14 protein-coding genes and 1 pseudogene are annotated in these 17,425 nt (G+C 73.3%); 13 read left to right on the top strand and 2 right to left on the bottom strand.

Features of this window, described 5'->3' with window-relative positions; genetic code table 11:
- Positions 1-63 precede the first annotated feature (63 nt).
- On the top strand, positions 64-876 hold the full coding sequence (locus tag KIN34_RS03070) for a hypothetical protein (RefSeq protein WP_214346507.1): 813 nt from the start codon (positions 64-66) through the stop codon (positions 874-876).
- 147 nt (positions 877-1,023) lie between these two features.
- Here KIN34_RS03070 and KIN34_RS03065 read toward each other — a convergent pair.
- Both KIN34_RS03065 and KIN34_RS03060 read right to left on the bottom strand, forming a co-directional pair.
- Positions 1,024-1,320, bottom strand: a pseudogene (locus KIN34_RS03065) (winged helix-turn-helix domain-containing protein); the annotation flags it as partial.
- Between the two features lie 161 nt (positions 1,321-1,481).
- Positions 1,482-2,189 (bottom strand): TetR/AcrR family transcriptional regulator, encoded by a 708-nt coding sequence (locus KIN34_RS03060; RefSeq protein ID WP_372449520.1) that lies wholly within the window; start codon positions 2,187-2,189, stop codon positions 1,482-1,484.
- A gap of 103 nt (positions 2,190-2,292) precedes the next feature.
- On the opposite strand from KIN34_RS03060, the gene KIN34_RS03055 reads away from it, so the two are divergent.
- The 12 genes from KIN34_RS03055 (at position 2,293) to KIN34_RS03000 (ending at position 17,409) form a co-directional block, all read left to right on the top strand.
- Positions 2,293-4,857 (top strand): beta-d-glucosidase, encoded by a 2,565-nt coding sequence (locus KIN34_RS03055; protein WP_307858060.1) that lies wholly within the window; start codon positions 2,293-2,295, stop codon positions 4,855-4,857.
- Positions 4,858-5,069: 212 nt separating this feature from the next.
- Positions 5,070-6,767, top strand: coding sequence for an ABC transporter substrate-binding protein (locus KIN34_RS03050; protein ID WP_237689247.1), 1,698 nt, complete (start codon positions 5,070-5,072; stop codon positions 6,765-6,767).
- A gap of 109 nt (positions 6,768-6,876) precedes the next feature.
- Positions 6,877-7,995 carry an ABC transporter ATP-binding protein gene (locus tag KIN34_RS03045; protein ID WP_237689032.1) on the top strand — a complete coding sequence of 373 codons (1,119 nt, stop codon included), beginning with the start codon at positions 6,877-6,879 and terminating at the stop codon, positions 7,993-7,995.
- Complete coding sequence (locus tag KIN34_RS03040) at positions 7,992-8,969, top strand: ABC transporter permease (protein ID WP_214346492.1); 978 nt, start codon at positions 7,992-7,994, stop codon at positions 8,967-8,969. The genes KIN34_RS03045 and KIN34_RS03040 overlap by 4 nt, the downstream gene beginning before the upstream one ends.
- Positions 8,970-8,972: 3 nt before the next feature.
- On the top strand, positions 8,973-9,962 hold the full coding sequence (locus KIN34_RS03035; protein WP_214346489.1) for an ABC transporter permease: 990 nt from the start codon (positions 8,973-8,975) through the stop codon (positions 9,960-9,962).
- On the top strand, positions 9,959-11,050 hold the full coding sequence (locus tag KIN34_RS03030) for an ABC transporter ATP-binding protein (protein WP_214346474.1): 1,092 nt from the start codon (positions 9,959-9,961) through the stop codon (positions 11,048-11,050). Before KIN34_RS03035 ends, KIN34_RS03030 begins: the two co-directional genes overlap by 4 nt.
- 174 nt (positions 11,051-11,224) lie before the next feature.
- A complete protein-coding gene (locus tag KIN34_RS03025) occupies positions 11,225-12,148 on the top strand; it encodes a phosphatase PAP2 family protein (RefSeq protein ID WP_214346471.1) in 924 nt (307 codons plus the stop codon).
- Positions 12,149-12,245: 97 nt separating this feature from the next.
- Complete coding sequence (gene topA, locus KIN34_RS03020) at positions 12,246-14,960, top strand: type I DNA topoisomerase (RefSeq protein ID WP_214346469.1); 2,715 nt, start codon at positions 12,246-12,248, stop codon at positions 14,958-14,960.
- Positions 14,961-15,088: 128 nt separating this feature from the next.
- Complete coding sequence (locus KIN34_RS03015; RefSeq protein ID WP_214346467.1) at positions 15,089-15,844, top strand: YbaB/EbfC family nucleoid-associated protein; 756 nt, start codon at positions 15,089-15,091, stop codon at positions 15,842-15,844.
- A gap of 126 nt (positions 15,845-15,970) precedes the next feature.
- Positions 15,971-16,279: a hypothetical protein gene (locus tag KIN34_RS03010; RefSeq protein WP_214346456.1), complete on the top strand. Its 309-nt coding sequence runs from the start codon at positions 15,971-15,973 to the stop codon at positions 16,277-16,279.
- A gap of 9 nt (positions 16,280-16,288) precedes the next feature.
- On the top strand, positions 16,289-16,990 hold the full coding sequence (locus KIN34_RS03005) for a hypothetical protein (RefSeq protein WP_214346453.1): 702 nt from the start codon (positions 16,289-16,291) through the stop codon (positions 16,988-16,990).
- Complete coding sequence (locus KIN34_RS03000; protein ID WP_214346450.1) at positions 16,987-17,409, top strand: hypothetical protein; 423 nt, start codon at positions 16,987-16,989, stop codon at positions 17,407-17,409. Before KIN34_RS03005 ends, KIN34_RS03000 begins: the two co-directional genes overlap by 4 nt.
- The last annotated feature ends 16 nt before the right edge of the window (positions 17,410-17,425 follow it).

Genomic DNA, 17,425 nt, shown 5'->3' with positions numbered 1-17,425 from the left:
CGCGCTCGGTAGGCTGCGGGAGGTCCGGCTGACCGGCGGACGCACGCGAGCCGAGGGGGAGCGATGAGCGACGGCGGACGTCCCGACGACCCGAACCGACCCGGCGAGCCGCCGCGCGAGCCCGGCGCGGCGGCCGGTCCGGCGAGCCCCGGGAGCGCGGCGGCCCCGCCCGCGCCCGACGACGCGGCGGCGAAGCCGGCGGCCCGCCCGCGCTGGCTCCTGCCCGTCGCGATCGGCGCCGGCGTGCTGGTCGTCGTCGCGGTCGTCGTCGGCATCGTGCTGGCGACCGGCGGCGACGACGAGGAGGCGCTCCCGCCGGAGCCCGTGGTCGCTACGACGATCCGGCTGCCCTCGCCCACGCCCTCGGTGGAGCCGGTGGCGCGCACGGCCACGACGCCGTTCGCGGCCACCCTGCCGACGACCGTCCTGCAGTACGCGCTGGCGTCCTCGAAGGAGGCCGCGGGGTGGCTCGACCAGGGCGCGCTCGAGGCCTACGTGGAGGAGTACACCGACGGCGGCGACGCCACCGTCACGGTGCAGGCGGGCCAGCTCGAGACCGCCGAGGACGCCAAGAAGCTCGCCCAGACGCTGACCGAGGACCTCCCGCTCGCGCAGGCCGCGGGCGGGGCGGACGACGCCACGGCGCCGGCGGACGACGCGACCGGCAAGGCGCCCGACCCCGCGCCGACCGCCGGCCGGGACCAGCTCCCGCAGACGGGCCCGGTGCGCGTGGGCGACCAGCGCGTCGGTACCTACACCGCCGCCGACCTGGGCGACGGCACGGCCGTGGTCGTCTGGTTCAACGGCACCGGCGTGTTCCGGGTGGTCGCCCCGGTGGCCGACGCCCTCGACTTCTACCGCGCCTACCCCGTCTGACGGCACCGGACCGCCGCAACCGTGCCGCCGCACCCGCGGCACCGCACCCGGCAGCCGCCGAAGTCGTCAGTAGTTGCCCGGGGTCGTCAGAGCTCTCCGACGACTCCGCCACGTCCTGACGATCTCGCGCGGGCAGCGCAGCGGGGATCAGGCCGTGGGGCGCAGGACGTAGCCGATGCCGCGCTGGGTGTGCAGCATCGGGTCGCGGCCCTTGTCGATCTTGCGGCGCAGGTAGCTGACGTAGAGCTCGACGACGCCGGCCTCGCCGCCGCGGTCGTGGCGCCACACGCGGTCGAGGATCTGCCGCTTGGACAGCACGCGCCGCGGGTTGCGCATGAAGTACGTGAGCAGGTCCCGCTCGGTGGGCGTGAGGTGGATGGGCTCACCCGCGCGCGTGACCTCGCCGCTGACCTCGTCGAGGCAGAGGTCGCCGACGACGAGCGTGCGCTGGTCGGTCGTGGCTGTCATGCACCCACGGTGCGAGCGCAGCCTGTGGCGATCCTGGGCCGAGCCTGGGAATTGCCTGGGAACGCGGTCGGCCGCGCCCCGGACGAGGTGCGCGGCGCCCGGGGCGACGACGAGGGCGACGACGGTGGTGTCGAGGGTCAGGACAGCGACGGGATGGTGACGTCCGTGCAGGTCGCGGTCAGGATCGCGCAGATCGCGAACTCGGTGGCCGCCGCGAGGTCGAGCGTGTCGTCGAGCAGCCACTGCACCTGCAGGCCGTCCATCACGCCGATGATCGCGCTGGCCGCACGGCGCGCGGCCTCGTCGGAGACGCCCGGGCCGCCCACCTCCCGGACGGCGTCCGCGATCTCCCCGCGCAGGACGGTGAAGCGCTGCGTCACCCAGCCGCGCGCGGGGTGGTTCTCGGTCACGGACTCGCCCGTGAGCACGGTGTAGCCCTGCACGATGCCGGGACGGTCCTCGTTCATGTGGACGGTGCGCACCAGGTGCCGGAACAGCTCGATGCCGCCGGGGATGTGCTGGCCCTCGAGGTCCCGCACGTCCTCCTTGTCGCGGTACTCGAGCACCTCGACGAGCAGCTGGTCCTTGGACCCGAAGTGGTGCAGGACGCCCGCGTGCGTGATGCCGACCTGCTCCGCGACGTCCGCGAGCGAGCCGTTCATGTAGCCCTTGGAGCCGAAGGTCTTGGCGGCTGCGCGCAGGATCTCCGCGCGGCGCTCCACGGTGGCCTGCCGCGGCCGTCGGGTCCGGGGCGCGCGCGTGCCCGGCGCCGGCGCGGGAGTGCCCGCGGGCCCCGTCTGCGTCGCTGCGGCGGACGGTGCCGCAGCCCGAACCTCGTCGTCCATGACCGCAACCATACTGTGACCTACCCACTTACTGACAAGTCAGTAAGTCATGTGTTTGGATCTCGCCCAGACGACAACGCAGTCGACGAAGGAGATCCACCCCGTGTCCCTCGACACCGCGCAGCCCCCCGCTGCGGACCGCCCCGCCACCCCCGGTGGCGTGGCCACGCGCACCGAGCACCCGCTCGCCGCGCTGCGCCGGCAGCTCTCCCTCGAGGAGAAGGTGCGGCTCGTCGTCGGCGCCGGCCTGTGGTCCACCACGCCCGTGCCGCACATCGGCCTGCGTGCCCTGCACCTCTCGGACGGCCCGGCCGGCGTGCGCGGCGTGTCCGACGACCCGGCCGAGACCTCCGCGTCGTTCCCCGCCCCCAGCGCCCTCGCGGCGACGTGGGACCGGGACCTGGCCGACGAGGTCGGCGCGCTCTTCGCGGCGGAGGCCCGGCGGCACGGCGTCGACGTGGTGCTCGCCCCGCAGGTCAACCTGCAGCGCACGCCCGTGGCCGGCCGGCACTTCGAGTGCTACTCCGAGGACCCGCTGCTGACCGGCGACATCGCCGTGCACGTGGTGCGCTCGGCCCAGGACCGCGGCGTCGGCATGTGCGTCAAGCACTTCGTGGCCAACGACTCCGAGACCCAGCGCACCAGCTACCTGGCGCGGGTCGACGAGCGGACGCTGCGCGAGGTGTACCTCGCGCCGTTCGAGCGGCTGGTCCACGAGGCCCGCGCGTGGTCGGTCATGGGCGCGTACTCGGGCGTCGACGACGGCACCACCGCGGCGCCCGTCCTCGAGCACCGGCCCCTGCTCACCGAGGTGCTCAAGGACGAGTGGGGCTTCGACGGCGTCGTGGTGAGCGACTGGGTCGCCACCAAGTCCGTCGCCGGCGCGGCGGAGGGCGGGCTCGACCTCCAGATGCCCGGCCCCGACGGCGTGTGGGGCGACGGCCTGCTGGACGCCGTGCGCTCCGGCGAGGTGAGCGAGGCGGTGCTGGACGACAAGGTCGACCGCCTGCTCCTGCTCGCCCAGCGCGTCGGTGCGCTCGAGGGCGTCGAGCCCGCGGGCGCGCTGCGCGGGCTGCTGGACCGGGTGGACGTCCGGGAGACGCTGCGCCGTCTCGTCGGACGCTCGATGGTGGTGCTGCGCGACGACGAGGGCTCGCTGCCGCTCGCGGCCGACGACGTCCGCCGGGTCGCCCTGCTCGGGCCCAACGCGGTCGCCCCGTTCGTGCAGGGCGGCGGCTCCGGCTACGTGCGCCCGCAGCGGCACGGCGACCTGGCCGAGGCCGCGCGCGACGCGTTCGGCGCCGAGGTCACGGTGCACGCCGGCGCGGTCTCGCGTCTGCTGCCGCCCGCCCTCGACCTCGCGGCCCGCTGCACGTCCCCGGCCGGGGAGCCCGGTGCGCTGGTCGAGCTGCTCGACGAGCAGGGCGCCGTGATCAGCGCCACCACCGTGACGCAGTGGTCGGGCTGGCTGCGGGACGTGCCGGCGCAGGCGCACGCCGTCCGCCTGCGCACGACCGTCGCGCTCGACGAGCCCGGCCGGCACGAGGTCGGCGTGGGCACCGTGGGCCGGCACCGGATCGTCGTCGGCGGCGAGGTGCTCTCGACCGCCGAGGGCCTGGTCGGCGCCGAGGTCATCCTCGACTCGAGCGTCAACGCCCCGGTGCCCGCGACGCTCGTCGTCGAGACCCTGGTGCCCACGACGGTCGAGCTCGACGCGACCGTCCAGGCGGTGCACCCGGTCGGGTACGCGTCGTTCGCCCGCGCCGAGCTGGTCCACCGCACGCCGGGGACCTCGCCCGACGAGCTGCTCGCGGACGCCGTGCGCGCCGCGGCGGCCGCGGACCTCGCGGTCGTCGTCGTCGGCACCAACGAGGAGATCGAGTCCGAGGGGTACGACCGGACGTCGCTCGCGCTGCCCGGCACGCAGGACCAGCTCGTCAAGGAGGTGGTCGCGGCCAACCCGCGCACGGTCGTCGTGGTGAACGCCGGCGCACCCGTCCTCCTGCCGTGGCTCGACGAGGTGCCGTGCGTGGTGTGGGCGTGGCTCGGCGGCCAGGAGTGGCCCGAGGCGCTCGCGGACGTGCTCAGCGGCCGGACCGAGCCCGCGGGGCGCCTGCCGTGGACGCTGCCCGCGCACGAGTCCGACGTGCCGGTGCGCGACGCGGTCCCGGTCGACGGGGTCGTCGAGTACCACGAGGGCGTGCACGTGGGCTACCGGTCCTGGCTCCGGCTGGGCCGCACGCCGGCCGCGCCGTTCGGGCACGGGCTCGGGTGGACCACGTTCGAGCACGGCGCCGCGCACGCGACGCGGTCCGCGGACGGGAGCGTCGAGGTCGTCGTCCCGGTCCGCAACACGGGGACCCGCGCCGGGCGCGAGGTCGTCCAGGTCTACGTCGAGCCGCCGGCGGGGTCGCCCGACCGCCCCGTGCGCTGGCTCGGCGGGTTCGCCGGCACCGAGGTGGCCGCCGGCGAGCAGCAGGACGTCCGGGTCCGGGTGGACGCCTCGGCGTTCCGGACCTGGGACACGGCACGTGGCGGCTGGGCGGTCCCCGCCGGCACGTACCGGCTCCACGCGGGGCGCTCGTCGGGCGACCTGCGCTCCGTCGTCGACGTGGCCGTCGAGGCCGCGCCGGCCGGGACCGGGCAGCCGCCCGGCAGCACCACCTGATCCACCGCAGCACCTGATCCACCGCACCACCTGATCCACCGCACGACTTGATCCACCGCACGACTTGATCCACCGCACGCCGGCCCGACGGTCTCCGCAGTCCCGTCGGGTCAACCGGCCGGGGAGACCCGGCCTGCGAGACCCGGGCGGGGCGACCCGTCCGCCGAAGACACATCCGGGAAGAACACAGTGCAAGGAGGCACTCCGTGAGGATGCGCAAGTTCACGACGGTCGCGGCGAGCGCGGCGGTCGTCGCCCTGCTCGCCACCGCCTGCTCCGGTGGCGGCGAGGACCCCGCCGACGGTGACGGCGACAAGCCGACGCAGGCCACGAGCAACGAGCGGTCGGACAAGGTCCTGACCGTCGGCATGCCGAACGGTGAGGCGTCCGCCAACCAGAACCCGATCGCCCCCGGCGCCGGGTCCACCTCGTTCGGCTACGCCTACGCGATCTATGAGTCGCTGATGCAGGTCAACGAGATCAAGCCGAACGACCCGCCGACCCCGTGGCTGGCGGAGAAGATCGAGTGGAACGACGACTACACCGAGGCGGTCATCACCCCGCGCGCGGGCGTCAAGTGGAGCGACGGCGAGGACTTCACGGCCGACGACATCGCGTACTCCCTGCAGATCCGCAAGGACAACGACGAGCTCAACCCGGACTTCCCGGGCCAGTACGGCGACATCACCACGGACGGCTCGACGGTCACGGTCGGCTTCACCTCCGGCCAGTACGTCAACGCCGTCAAGCTCTACAAGCTCCTGATCGTGCCCAAGCACATCTGGGAGAACGAGGACCCGGTCACGTACACGGCCGACGACATGATCGGCACCGGTCCGTTCACGCTGAAGAGCTTCACGCCGCAGTCGGTCACCCTGGTCCCCAACGACTCCTACTGGGGCGAGAAGCCGCTGGTCGGCGAGCTGCGCTACGACGCGTTCAAGGACAACCCGGGCCTGACCACCGCACTGACCTCGGGCGAGGCGCAGTGGGGCTGGGTCTTCATCCCCGACTTCGAGAACACCTTCATCGCCCAGGACCCCGACCACTTCAACCAGGTCGCGGGCGGTGGCTTCGGCGTCGACGTGCTCTACCTCAACAACGAGGAGAAGCCGTTCAACGACGTCGCGTTCCGCAAGGCGCTGAACATGGTGGTGGACCGGGCGGACATCTCCGCGACCGCCGGCTACGGCGTGTGGCCGCAGATCAAGTCGGTCACCGGGCTGCCCCAGCCCTCGGGTGACGACTTCATCATGGACGAGTACAAGGGCCAGGAGCTCTCGGTCGACGTCGACGGTGCCAAGCAGGTGCTGACCGACGCGGGGTACACCTGGGACGGCGACGCGCTCGTCGACCCGGATGGCGAGAAGGTCTCCTTCACGCTGACCAACCCGCAGGGCTGGACCGACTACCTCGACGCGCTGGCGATCATCGGCGAGGGCGCCAAGGCGCTCGGCGCCGACGCCAAGGTCGAGCCGGTGGTCCAGGACACCTGGTTCAACCAGGTGATCAACCTGGGCGACTTCGACGCGTCGCTGCACTGGACCGACGGCGGGTCCACGCCGTGGAACCTGTACTCGAACATCATGGACGGCGCGTCCTACGTGCCCCAGGGTGAGCCGGCCAACTGGAACTTCGGCCGGTACCAGGACGACGAGGTCACGGCGGCGCTCGCCGACTTCAAGTCGGCCACGTCCGACGCCGACCGCATGGCCGCCCTCGGCACCGTGCAGAAGCACTTCGTCGAGGACGTCCCCGGCCTGGTCATCTGGTCCCGCCCGGCCGTCGCGCAGTACTCGACGGTCAACTACACGGGCTTCCCGACGGCCGAGGACCCCTACGCGAACCCGCAGCCGACGGGTCCGCAGGCCGCCCTCATCCTGACGAAGCTCAAGCCGACCGCGGACTGAGCCGCCCGCTGGCCGCTCGCCGGCCTCCTGCACGAGAGGCAGGCCGGTGCGCGGGTCCACCCGACCCGCGCACCGGCCCGCCGCGGCCCACGTCCCCAAGGTGAAACCGATGGCAACAACCCCCCGACCGGCACCGCCGGCGGACCCCGGTGACGGGGCGCCCGTCCTGCAGGCCGTCCAGCTGCGCAAGCACTTCCCGGTGCGCGGCTTCCGCTCCCACGCCGTGGTGCACGCGGTCGACGACGTCGACATCGAGCTCCACCGCGGCCACGTCGTCGCCCTGGTCGGCGAGTCCGGCTCGGGCAAGTCGACGATCGCGCGGCTGCTCGCCCAGCTCATGCCGGCGACCGGCGGCCAGATCCTGCTGCACGGCCAGGACGCGACCGCCCGCGGCCGCCGCGCCTTCCGCGCGTACGTGCGGCGGGTGCAGATGATCTTCCAGGACCCGTTCGGCTCGCTGAACCCGGTCCACACCGTGCGCTACACCCTGACCCGCAGCATCCGGATCCACCAGGGCCGGCTGCGCGGCGCGGAGCTCGAGGCGGAGCTCGACGCGCTGCTCACGCGCGTGCAGCTCACGCCCCCCGCGCGCTACGTCGACAAGTTCCCCCACGAGCTCTCGGGCGGGCAGCGCCAGCGCGTCGCGATCGCGCGCGCCCTGGCCGCGGACCCCGAGGTGCTGCTGGCCGACGAGCCGATCTCCATGCTCGACGTCTCGATCCGCCTGGGCATCCTCAACCTGCTGCGCGACCTGCGCGACCGCCTGCAGATCGCGATCCTCTACATCACGCACGACATCGCGTCCGCGCGGTACTTCGCGGACCGGACGATGGTCATGTACGCGGGCCGCGTCGTCGAGCAGGGCGACTCCGAGTCCGTCACGCAGGACCCGAAGCACCCGTACACGCAGCTGCTGATCGCGTCCGCACCGGACCCGGACGACCTCGACGCCCGGGCGCGCGGCGCCCGCGGCGAGGCGCCCAGCCTGGTCCGGCCGCCGTCCGGCTGCCGGTTCAACCCCCGCTGCCCGTACGCCACGGACGTGTGCCGCGCGGAGGTGCCGCCCCTGATCCCCGTCGGGCCCGGCCGCTCCGCCGCGTGCTGGGGCTACTCCGACCGTCCCGACCGTCCGGACGTCCCCGGCGCCGAGAGCGTCGACGGCGGCGCCGCGAGCGGCACCGGACCGGCCGCCGGCCTCCCCGACGCCCTGCAGGAGGCCGACCGATGAGGTTCTTCGTCCGACGCACGATCTTCTACGTCATCACCTTCTGGGCCGCGATGACGATCAACTTCTTCATCCCGCGCGTCATGCCGGGCGACCCCGTCACGGCGCTCATCGCCGCCAACCAGGGCAAGATCAGCCCTGACGCGATCGAGGCGATCACCAAGCTGTTCGGGCTCGACGAGAACACCACGCTGTGGCAGCAGTACGTGAACTACTGGACGCAGCTGTTCCACGGGAACCTGGGCATCTCGTTCTCGGGGCGCGAGCCGGTCGTCGACATCCTGGCGCGGTCCCTGCCCTGGACGATCGGGCTCGTCGGGATCGCGACGATCATCAGCTTCACGATCGGCACGCTCGCGGGCGTGGCGATCGGCTGGCGCCGCGGCACGCGCGCCGACATCCTGCTGCCGATCTCGACGTTCTTCTCGACCGTGCCGTACTTCTGGCTCGCCCTCGTCGTGATCGCGCTGTTCGCGGTGCGGCTGGGCTGGTTCCCCGCGAGCGGGAGCTACAACCGCAGCATGGTGCCGAACCTCAGCTGGGAGTTCGCCGGGTCGGTGATCTACTACGGCACGCTGCCGGCGCTGACCATCATCATCACGTCCGTCTCCGGCTGGATCCTGGGGATGCGCAACATGATGGTGACGGTCTCGTCGGACGACTACGTGACGGTCGCCCAGGCCAAGGGCCTGCCGGAGCGCAAGGTGATGTTCGGCTACGCCGCGCGCAACGCGATCCTGCCCCAGCTGTCGAGCTTCGCGCTGTCCCTCGGCTTCATCGTCGGCGGCACGCTCGTGATGGAGACGGTCTTCAGCTACCAGGGCATCGGCTACCAGCTCCTCAAGGCGACGGCCGCCAAGGACTACCCGCTCATGCAGGGGTGCTTCCTGGTCATCACGGTCGCCGTGCTCCTCGCCAACGTCATCGCCGACTTCGCGTACGGCGTGCTCGACCCCCGCACGCGTCAGGAGGGCTGACCCATGGCAGCCGAGATCATCCTCGAGCCGGACACGATCGGCCAGCAGGACGTCGCACCGACCGGCAAGAAGCGCCGGTTCCTGTGGGCGCGCAACACCAAGGCCCTGACCGGCCTGGCGATCCTCGCGTTCTTCGTCGTGATCGCGGTCATCGGGCCCTGGATCGCGCCGTACGACCCCGACGAGCGCAGCAGCGACCTGCTGCAGCCGCCGTCGTGGGAGCACTGGATGGGCACCACGCACATGGGCCAGGACGTCATGTCCCAGGTCATCCTGGGCACGCGGTCCGTGCTGCTGATCGCCTTCGTCGCCGGCATCCTGGCGACGTTCATCGGGATCGTGGTCGGCATCACGGCCGGCTACGTGGGCGGGGTGGGCGACGAGAGCCTGTCGGTCCTGTCCAACGTCTTCCTGGTCATCCCGCAGCTCCCGCTCATCATCATCATCGCGGGGATGCTGCCGTCCGCGGGCGGCCTGACCGTGGCGGTGGTCATCGCCATCACGGGCTGGGCCTGGGGGGCGCGGGTGCTGCGCGCCCAGACGCTGTCCCTGCGCAAGCGCGACTTCGTCGAGGCGTCACGCGGCAACGGCGAGAGCACCTGGCGCATCGTGCTCTCGGAGATCCTGCCCAACCTCACCGCGATGATCGCCGCCGGCTTCGTCGGGACCGTGTCCTTCGCGGTGCTCTCCCAGATCACGCTGTCCTTCATCGGCATCACGCCGACGGACACGTGGAACTGGGGCACGGTCCTGTACTGGGCGCAGGCGCAGCTCGCGCTCCAGCGCGGAGCGTGGTGGTGGTACATGTTCCCGGGCCTGTGCATCGCGCTCGTCGGGATCTCGCTGACCCTGATCAACTTCGGGATCGACGAGTTCGTCAACCCGCGCCTGCGCTCCACGGGGCTGAACGCCAAGAGCCTGCGCAAGCGCCGCATCCGCCCCCGCATCGGCTTCACGCCGGTCGTGTACGAGGCCAAGGAGGACCGGTCGTGAGCGCGCTGGCCGCCGAGTCCCGGGCCTTCGCCCCCGCGAAGGACCCGGTGCTCCAGATCAAGAACCTGTCGGTGGACTACGGGTACGACGAGCCGACGCACGTGCTGCGGCAGGTGTCCCTGACGCTGAACCGCGGCGAGGTGCTGGGGCTCGCGGGCGAGTCCGGGTGCGGCAAGTCGACGCTCGCCTACGCGGCGACGCGGCTGCTGCCGCCGCCCGGGCTGATCACGGGCGGCCAGGTGGTGTTCACCGACCGGGACGGGACGCAGCGGGACGTCCTGGCGCTCGACGACGCCGCGCTGCGCGCGTCGCGGTGGCAGGACATGGCGATCGTGTTCCAGGGCGCCATGAACTCGCTCAACCCCGTGCACCGGATCGGCCGGCAGATCGCCGACGCGATCCTGGCCCACGTGCCCGGCATGAAGAAGGCCGAGGCGCTCGAGAAAGCCGCGGACCTGCTGGACCTCGTCGGGATCAACCCCGACCGGCTGCGGGACTTCCCGCACCAGCTCTCGGGCGGCATGCGGCAGCGCGTGATGATCGCGATGGCGCTGGCGCTCGACCCGCAGGTCCTCATCATGGACGAGCCGACGACCGCGCTCGACGTCGTGATGCAGCGCCAGATCGTCGAGCAGATCGCCGACCTGCGGGAGCGGCTCGGGTTCTCGGTCATCTTCATCACGCACGACGTGTCGCTGCTGATCGAGATCGCCGACCGCATCGCGATCATGTACGCCGGCGAGATCGTGGAGGACGCCTCGGCGCAGGACGTCTACCGCCGGCCGCGGCACCCGTACGCGGACGGGCTGCTCCACTCGTTCCCGCCGCTGCGCGGGCCGCGCAAGGAGCTGGGCGGGATCCCCGGCTCGCCGCCGGACATGGCCCACCTGCCGTCCGGCTGCCCGTTCCGGGACCGCTGCGCGTTCGCGTTCGACGCGTGCGCCGCGATCCAGCCCGAGCTGTCGCCCTCGCTGGTGCCGGGCGACGACCCGCGGCGCTCGGTCGCGTGCCACCTGCACACGCCCGAGCTCGTCGCGCGCGCGGGGTACGAGCCCCGCCCCCTGCCGGACCGGCTGACCGTGGCCTGACGAGCCGGTCCTCGCGCCGCCCCGCCCACCTCCGTCGAGCTCGCTCGTCGGGCGGGGCGGCGCACTCCCTCCCCGGCACGTCGTCGGGGGGTGTCGTCGGGGGGTGGGGTAGGTCGCGTGTGGGGGGTGTGGACGCGGCCGTGGCGCGTGGGCGCGGTGGCCTAGTTTGGGCGCGTGGTGACCACGACGACGAGCTCGACGAGCCTGGTGACGCCGCGCGGCCGCGCGGGCGTGGTCGTGGCGTGCCTGCTCGTGTGCGTCGGCTGCATGGTCGGCGTGTGGGCGCTGTGGCGCGTGTTCGTCGACACCGAGGACGGCCAGCTCGTCGAGGCCGCCGTGCTCGACGGGGCGCGGTACGGGCGCACGGACCTGTGGCGCGTCGCGGAGAAGGTGCTCGACGTCGTGTCGGTCGGCGCGATCGCGATCGTGCTGCTGGTCGCCATCGTCATCGCGGTCGTGCGGCGGCGGTGGGAGCTCGCGGTGCAGGTCGCGATCGTGGCGGGCGGCGCCAACATCACCACGCAGCTCGTGAAGTACGCGCTGCTGCCGCGGCCGGACCACGGGATCACGCTCGGGTCTCAGGACAACTCCCTGCCCAGCGGGCACACCACGGCGGCGATGTCGATCGCGGTGGTGCTGCTGCTCGTCGTGCCGGCCCGGGCGCGTCCCCCGGTCGCCGTGATCGGCGCGGGCTACACCGCGGCGACGGGGATCGCGACGCTCGTCGGGCGCTGGCACCGGCCCTCGGACGTCCTGGCCGCCGTGCTCGTCGTGCTCGCGTGGACCGCCGCCACGTGCGCGGTCACGGCGCTGTGGCCGGCGCGGGCGCGCGAGGACCGGTTCGAGGGCCCGCCGCCGGCCCGCGTCAGCCGCAACGCGGTGCTCGCCGGGCTCATCACGCTGGGCGTCGGTGCGGGGGTCGTGGCGCTGGTCGCGCTGCGGCAGACGTACGACGCGCTGCCGGTCGTCGAGGGTCGCGAGGCGCTGCTCGTCGCCTATGGCGGGGGCGTCGCGGCGACCGTCTGGGCGTCGTCGTGGGCCTTCGCGGTCATCCTCGCGCTCCGGGCCGGGGCGTCGCTCCGATTGCGGAGCGCTTGACGCTTCGTCGTAGAGTCCCCAGCGGTAGTCCTGGTGCGCCGGGCGGTCGTCGACCGCCGCGCGGCAGGAGCCACGACCCGGAGGAAGAGGCGCACGCATGTCGGCAGGGCGCAAGCTCGTCATCGTCGAGTCGCCGGCCAAGGCCCGCACCATCGCGGGGTACCTGGGCGACGACTTCGACGTCGAGGCGAGCGTCGGGCACATCCGTGACCTGCCGCAGCCCTCCGAGCTGCCGGCGGACATGAAGAAGGGCCCGTTCGGCAAGTTCGCGGTCGACGTCGACAACGGGTTCACGCCGTACTACGTGGTCGACTCCGACAAGAAGAAGAAGGTCGCCGAGCTCAAGAAGCTCCTCAAGGAGTCCGACGAGCTCTACCTCGCCACCGACGAGGACCGCGAGGGCGAGGCCATCGCGTGGCACCTGCTCTCCGAGCTCAAGCCCAAGGTGCCCGTCAAGCGCATGGTCTTCCACGAGATCACGCGCGAGGCGATCACCCGCGCCCTGGAGAACACCCGCGAGCTCGACGACCGGCTGGTCGACGCGCAGGAGACCCGGCGCATCCTCGACCGGCTCTACGGGTACGAGGTCAGCCCCGTGCTGTGGCGCAAGGTCCGCCAGGGCCTGTCCGCGGGCCGCGTGCAGTCGGTCGCGACCCGGCTCGTCGTGGAGCGCGAGCGCGAGCGCATGGCGTTCGTCGCGGCGGACTACTGGGACGTCACCGGCACGTTCGCGGTGGCCGACGACGACGAGCCCGCGTTCTCCGCGCGCCTGTCCGCGCTGGACGGCAGCCGGGTCGCCACGGGCCGTGACTTCACCGACCGGGGCGAGCTCCGCTCGGACGCGGTGCACCTGGACGAGGCCGCGGCGACGTCCCTCGTGACCGCGCTCGAGGGCGCGTCGTTCCAGGTCCGCAGCCTCGAGACCAAGCCGTACACGCGCCGCCCCGCGGCGCCGTTCACCACCTCGACGCTGCAGCAGGAGGCGTCCCGCAAGCTGCGGATGTCCTCGCGCCAGGCCATGCGCACCGCGCAGAGCCTGTACGAGAACGGCTACATCACCTACATGCGGACGGACTCGCCCGTGCTGTCGACGCAGGCGATCAGCGCCGCGCGGCGCCAGGCGGCCGAGCTGTACGGCGCGGAGTACGTGCCCGACTCGCCGCGCGTCTACACGTCGAAGGCGAAGGGTGCCCAGGAGGCGCACGAGGCGATCCGGCCCGCGGGTGACCACTTCCGCACGCCCGCCCAGGTGGCCCGCGAGCTCTCCGGCGACCAGTTCAAGCTGTACGAGCTGATCTGGAAGCGCACGGTCGCCTCCCAGATGGCCGACGCGCGCGGCCAGACGGCCTCGGTGCGGCTCGGTGCCGTGGCCGCGGACGGCCGGGACGCGGTCTTCTCCGCGTCCGGCACGGTCATCACGTTCCGCGGCTTCCTCGCGGCGTACGAGGAGGGCCGTGACGTCTCGCGGTACGACGAGGAGGGCGCACCGGCCGCCGACGAGAAGGACGCCCGCCTGCCGAAGATGGCCGAGGGCGACCCGCTGACCGGGCGCGACCTCGCCGCCGACGGGCACCGCACGTCCCCGCCGCCGCGGTTCACGGAGGCCTCGCTGGTCAAGGCGCTCGAGGAGCGCGGCATCGGCCGCCCGTCGACGTACGCCGCGACCATCTCGGTGATCCAGGACCGTGGCTACGTGAGCAACCGGGGCCAGGCCCTGGTGCCCTCGTGGCTCGCGTTCGCGGTGACCCGGCTGCTCGAGGAGAACTTCGACTGGCTGGTCGACTACGACTTCACGGCGGAGATGGAGCAGGACCTCGACGCGATCGCGGCGGGGGACAAGGACCGCGTCGCGTGGCTGAGCCGGTTCTACTTCGGCGACGGAACGGGCCGCACCGAGGGCCAGGGCCTGCACGACCTCGTCGCGAACCTGGGCGAGATCGACGCGCGCGAGGTGAACTCGATCCCGATCGGCGACGGCATCACGCTGCGCGTCGGGCGGTACGGGCCGTACCTCGAGGACCCCGCGGTGCTGGGCGAGGACGGCAACCCGCGCCGCGCGTCGGTGCCCGAGGAGCTGGCCCCCGACGAGCTCACGGCCGTGCGGGCCCGCGAGCTGCTCGACAGCGAGCCCGAGGGCGACCAGGTGCTGGGCACCGACCCGACCACCGGCACGACGATCGTCGCGAAGAACGGCCGCTACGGCCCGTACGTGACCGAGCTCCTGCCCGAGCCGGAGCTCGACCCGTCGCTCTCGGCCGCCGCGCGGAAGAAGGCGCTGTCCGCGGCCCCCAAGCCGCGCACGGCCTCGCTGTTCAAGACGATGTCGCTCGACTCGATCACGATCGACGACGCGCTGCGGCTGCTGTCGCTGCCCCGCGTCGTCGGCGTCGACCCGGAGTCCGGCACGCAGATCACCGCGCAGAACGGCCGGTACGGGCCGTACCTCAAGAAGGGCACCGACTCGCGGACGCTCGCCTCGGAGGAGGCGCTGTTCACGACGACGCTCGAGGAGGCGCTCGCGATCTACGCCCAGCCCAAGCGCGGCCGCGGCGCCACCGCCGCGCCGCCGCTGCGCGAGCTCGGCGACGACCCGACGTCGGGCAAGCCGATCGTGGTCAAGGACGGCCGGTTCGGTCTGTACGTGACCGACGGCGTGACCAACCGGACGCTGCCGCGCGACGTCACGGCGGAGTCGATCACGCCCGAGCAGGCGATCCAGCTCCTCGCGGACAAGCGGGCCTCGGCCCCGGCCAAGAAGAAGGCGCCGGCGCGGCGCACCACCACGCGCAAGAAGGCCTCGTCGTCCTCCTGAGGCCGCACGCCGCGCCCCGGGTCCGGTCCGATGACCCGATCGGGTGCCGGCCGTGGGCTCGGGGCGACTCGTCCGGTTCGTCTGGCTAGAGTGCAGCCGGAACGGTACGACGAGGCCAGGGGGACCAGGTGACGGATCCGCGCGAGGACCTCGCGGAGCTGCGCGAGTCGATCGACGTGTCGACCCAGCGGTACGAGGAGGCGGTCCGCGCCGCCGGGCCGGTGACGGGCGCGGACCCGTCCGGGACGGTGCAGGTGCGGATCGACGCGCAGGGCGCGCCCCAGGACGTCGTCGTGCGCGACGGGTGGGCGACCCACCACGGCGCCGCCGGCCTGGGTGCCGCCGTCCTCGAGGCGTACGGGAGCGCGGGCGCCGAGCGGGCGCGGCTCTGGGGCGAGGCGACGGTGCAGTCGCTCGACGAGCCGGCTCCCCGCGCGCGTCCCGCCGCCACGGGCGTCGAGTCGCTCACCGACCGTCTGCGCGAGCTCGCCGCGCAGTCCGGCGACCGGGTGGACGTCCGCCGCTCGATCGACGAGCTCACCGAGCTGCTGCGGACGGTGAACAGCCGGCTCGACACCGCGTTCGACCAGGTGGCGGAGCGGGCGGCCGCGGAGCACGAGGGACGCAGCGCCGCCGGGCACGTGACCGCCGCGGTCAACGGCGCGGGCGTCCTGGTCCGCGTCGAGGCCGACGAGCAGTGGGCCGCGCGCACGCACCCCTTCAACCTGAGCCGCGAGCTCACCGAGGCGCTCGGGGCGGCCGTGCAGGCGGCGACGCGCACGGTGCCCGAGCAGCCGTTCGACGGCACGGCGCTGGCCGACGCGGCGCGGCTGTTCGCCGACCCGGACGCGCTCGCGCGCCGGGCCGGCTTCCTGCACGAGTGACCAGCCGGACCGACCGGCACGACGACTGACACGACGACTGGCACGACGACCGACACGACGACCGACCGATTTCACGACCGAGTGCGGCCGGTGCGGTGAGCACCGGACGGCCGAGAGGGGGAGCGCATGACGTTCGAGGCGGCGATGCAGGCACTGACGGACGACGCGAAACGCTGGGACGGCGTCGCGGACGTGACGCGGACGGCGGCGGACTCGGCGGGCTCGCTGAGCGTCCGTCCGTCCCAGTTCTCGTTCGCGGGGGGCGCGGTGTCCACCTCGTTCGAGGAGATCCGCTCGGTCGTGGAGGGCCTGCTGCGCGGCGGGTCCGCGGAGATGGCCGGGGCGGCGACCGCGCTGCGCCAGGTGCGCGCGACGTACGAGGGCACGGACGAGGCCGCCAAGCAGCGGCTCGCCGGCACGTGGGACTGGGACTGAGGGGGCACGGTGGACGACGCGATCGACGAGGTGACGCGGCTCCTGCAGGAGATCCGCGACAAGGTGGACGAGCTGACCCGCAAGGTCAACGAGACGCTCGCCAAGGTGCCCGGGTGGGCCGGCTGGGTCGCCGACCGGGTCCAGGACGCGTGGAACGGCCTGTGCGAGAAGCTCGGCCAGTTCTGGGACTGGTTCACGGACAAGCTCGCGTACGCGGGTGATCCCGGCGGGCTGTCCGACCTGGCCAGACGGTGGGCGGACGAGGTGTCCGCGCCGACCTCCGCGCAGACGCACGAGATCGAGGACGGCGACCTGCTGGTCGACGACCGCTGGCAGGGCGACGCCGCCGACCAGTACCGCCAGCGGGTCCCGGAGCAGAAGTCCACGCTCGAGGCCGTCCGCACGGAGTACGTCACGGCGCTGACGTCCGCGCTGGACTCCATGAGCTCCGGCATCACGGTGTTCTGGTGGGGCGTCGCCGGGGCGCTGGTCTCGCTCGCCCTCGGGATCGCCGGCGCGATCACGGCGACGGGCACGGTCTTCGGGCTCCCCGCGGCCCCGGTGCTTGCCGGGCTCGGCGTGGCGGGCGCGCTCGTCGCCCTCGGCACCACGTGGAACACGCTGAGCAACCAGGCCACGTCCGCCGAGCTCGCGCTCGACAACGCCAAGTCCTACGGCCTGACGACCTGGCCGAGCTTCGCGGTCTCGTGAGCCAGCAGCCGCCGCCGGACCAGGGCCGGCTCTCGCGGGTCCGCGCGGTCACGCTCCTGGTGCTCGCGCTGCTGGGCGGGGTCGTCGCGGCGGTCGCGGCGGGGGACGGCGGCCCCCACACGGGCGTCGCCGCGGGGTGCGCCGGGCTGCTCGCCCTCCTCGCGCTCGCGCTCGGGGTCCTGGACCTGCGGCGGCTGCCGCCCCGGGGTCGCGCGGGCGGCGTGGCGGGCGCGTGCGCCGTCGCCGCGCTCGTCGTGACCCTCGGGGGGTTCGTGCTGCTCCTGCGCCCGCTGGACGCGGACTCGCCGGCGGCGGCCCCGTCGATGCTCGTCTTCCTGGTGCTCCTCGGCACCGTGGTCACGGTGCTCGGCTGCTCGTCGTGGTACTCCGCCCGGACCGTCCGCAGCGCGGCCGCCTGACCCGACCCGCACGCAC

This window comes from Cellulomonas fulva, from assembly GCF_018531375.1.
Taxonomy (GTDB): Bacteria; Actinomycetota; Actinomycetes; order Actinomycetales; family Cellulomonadaceae; genus Cellulomonas; species Cellulomonas fulva.
Note: the sequence above shows the minus strand (reverse complement) of the source record. Positions and strands in the feature narration are given on the sequence as shown.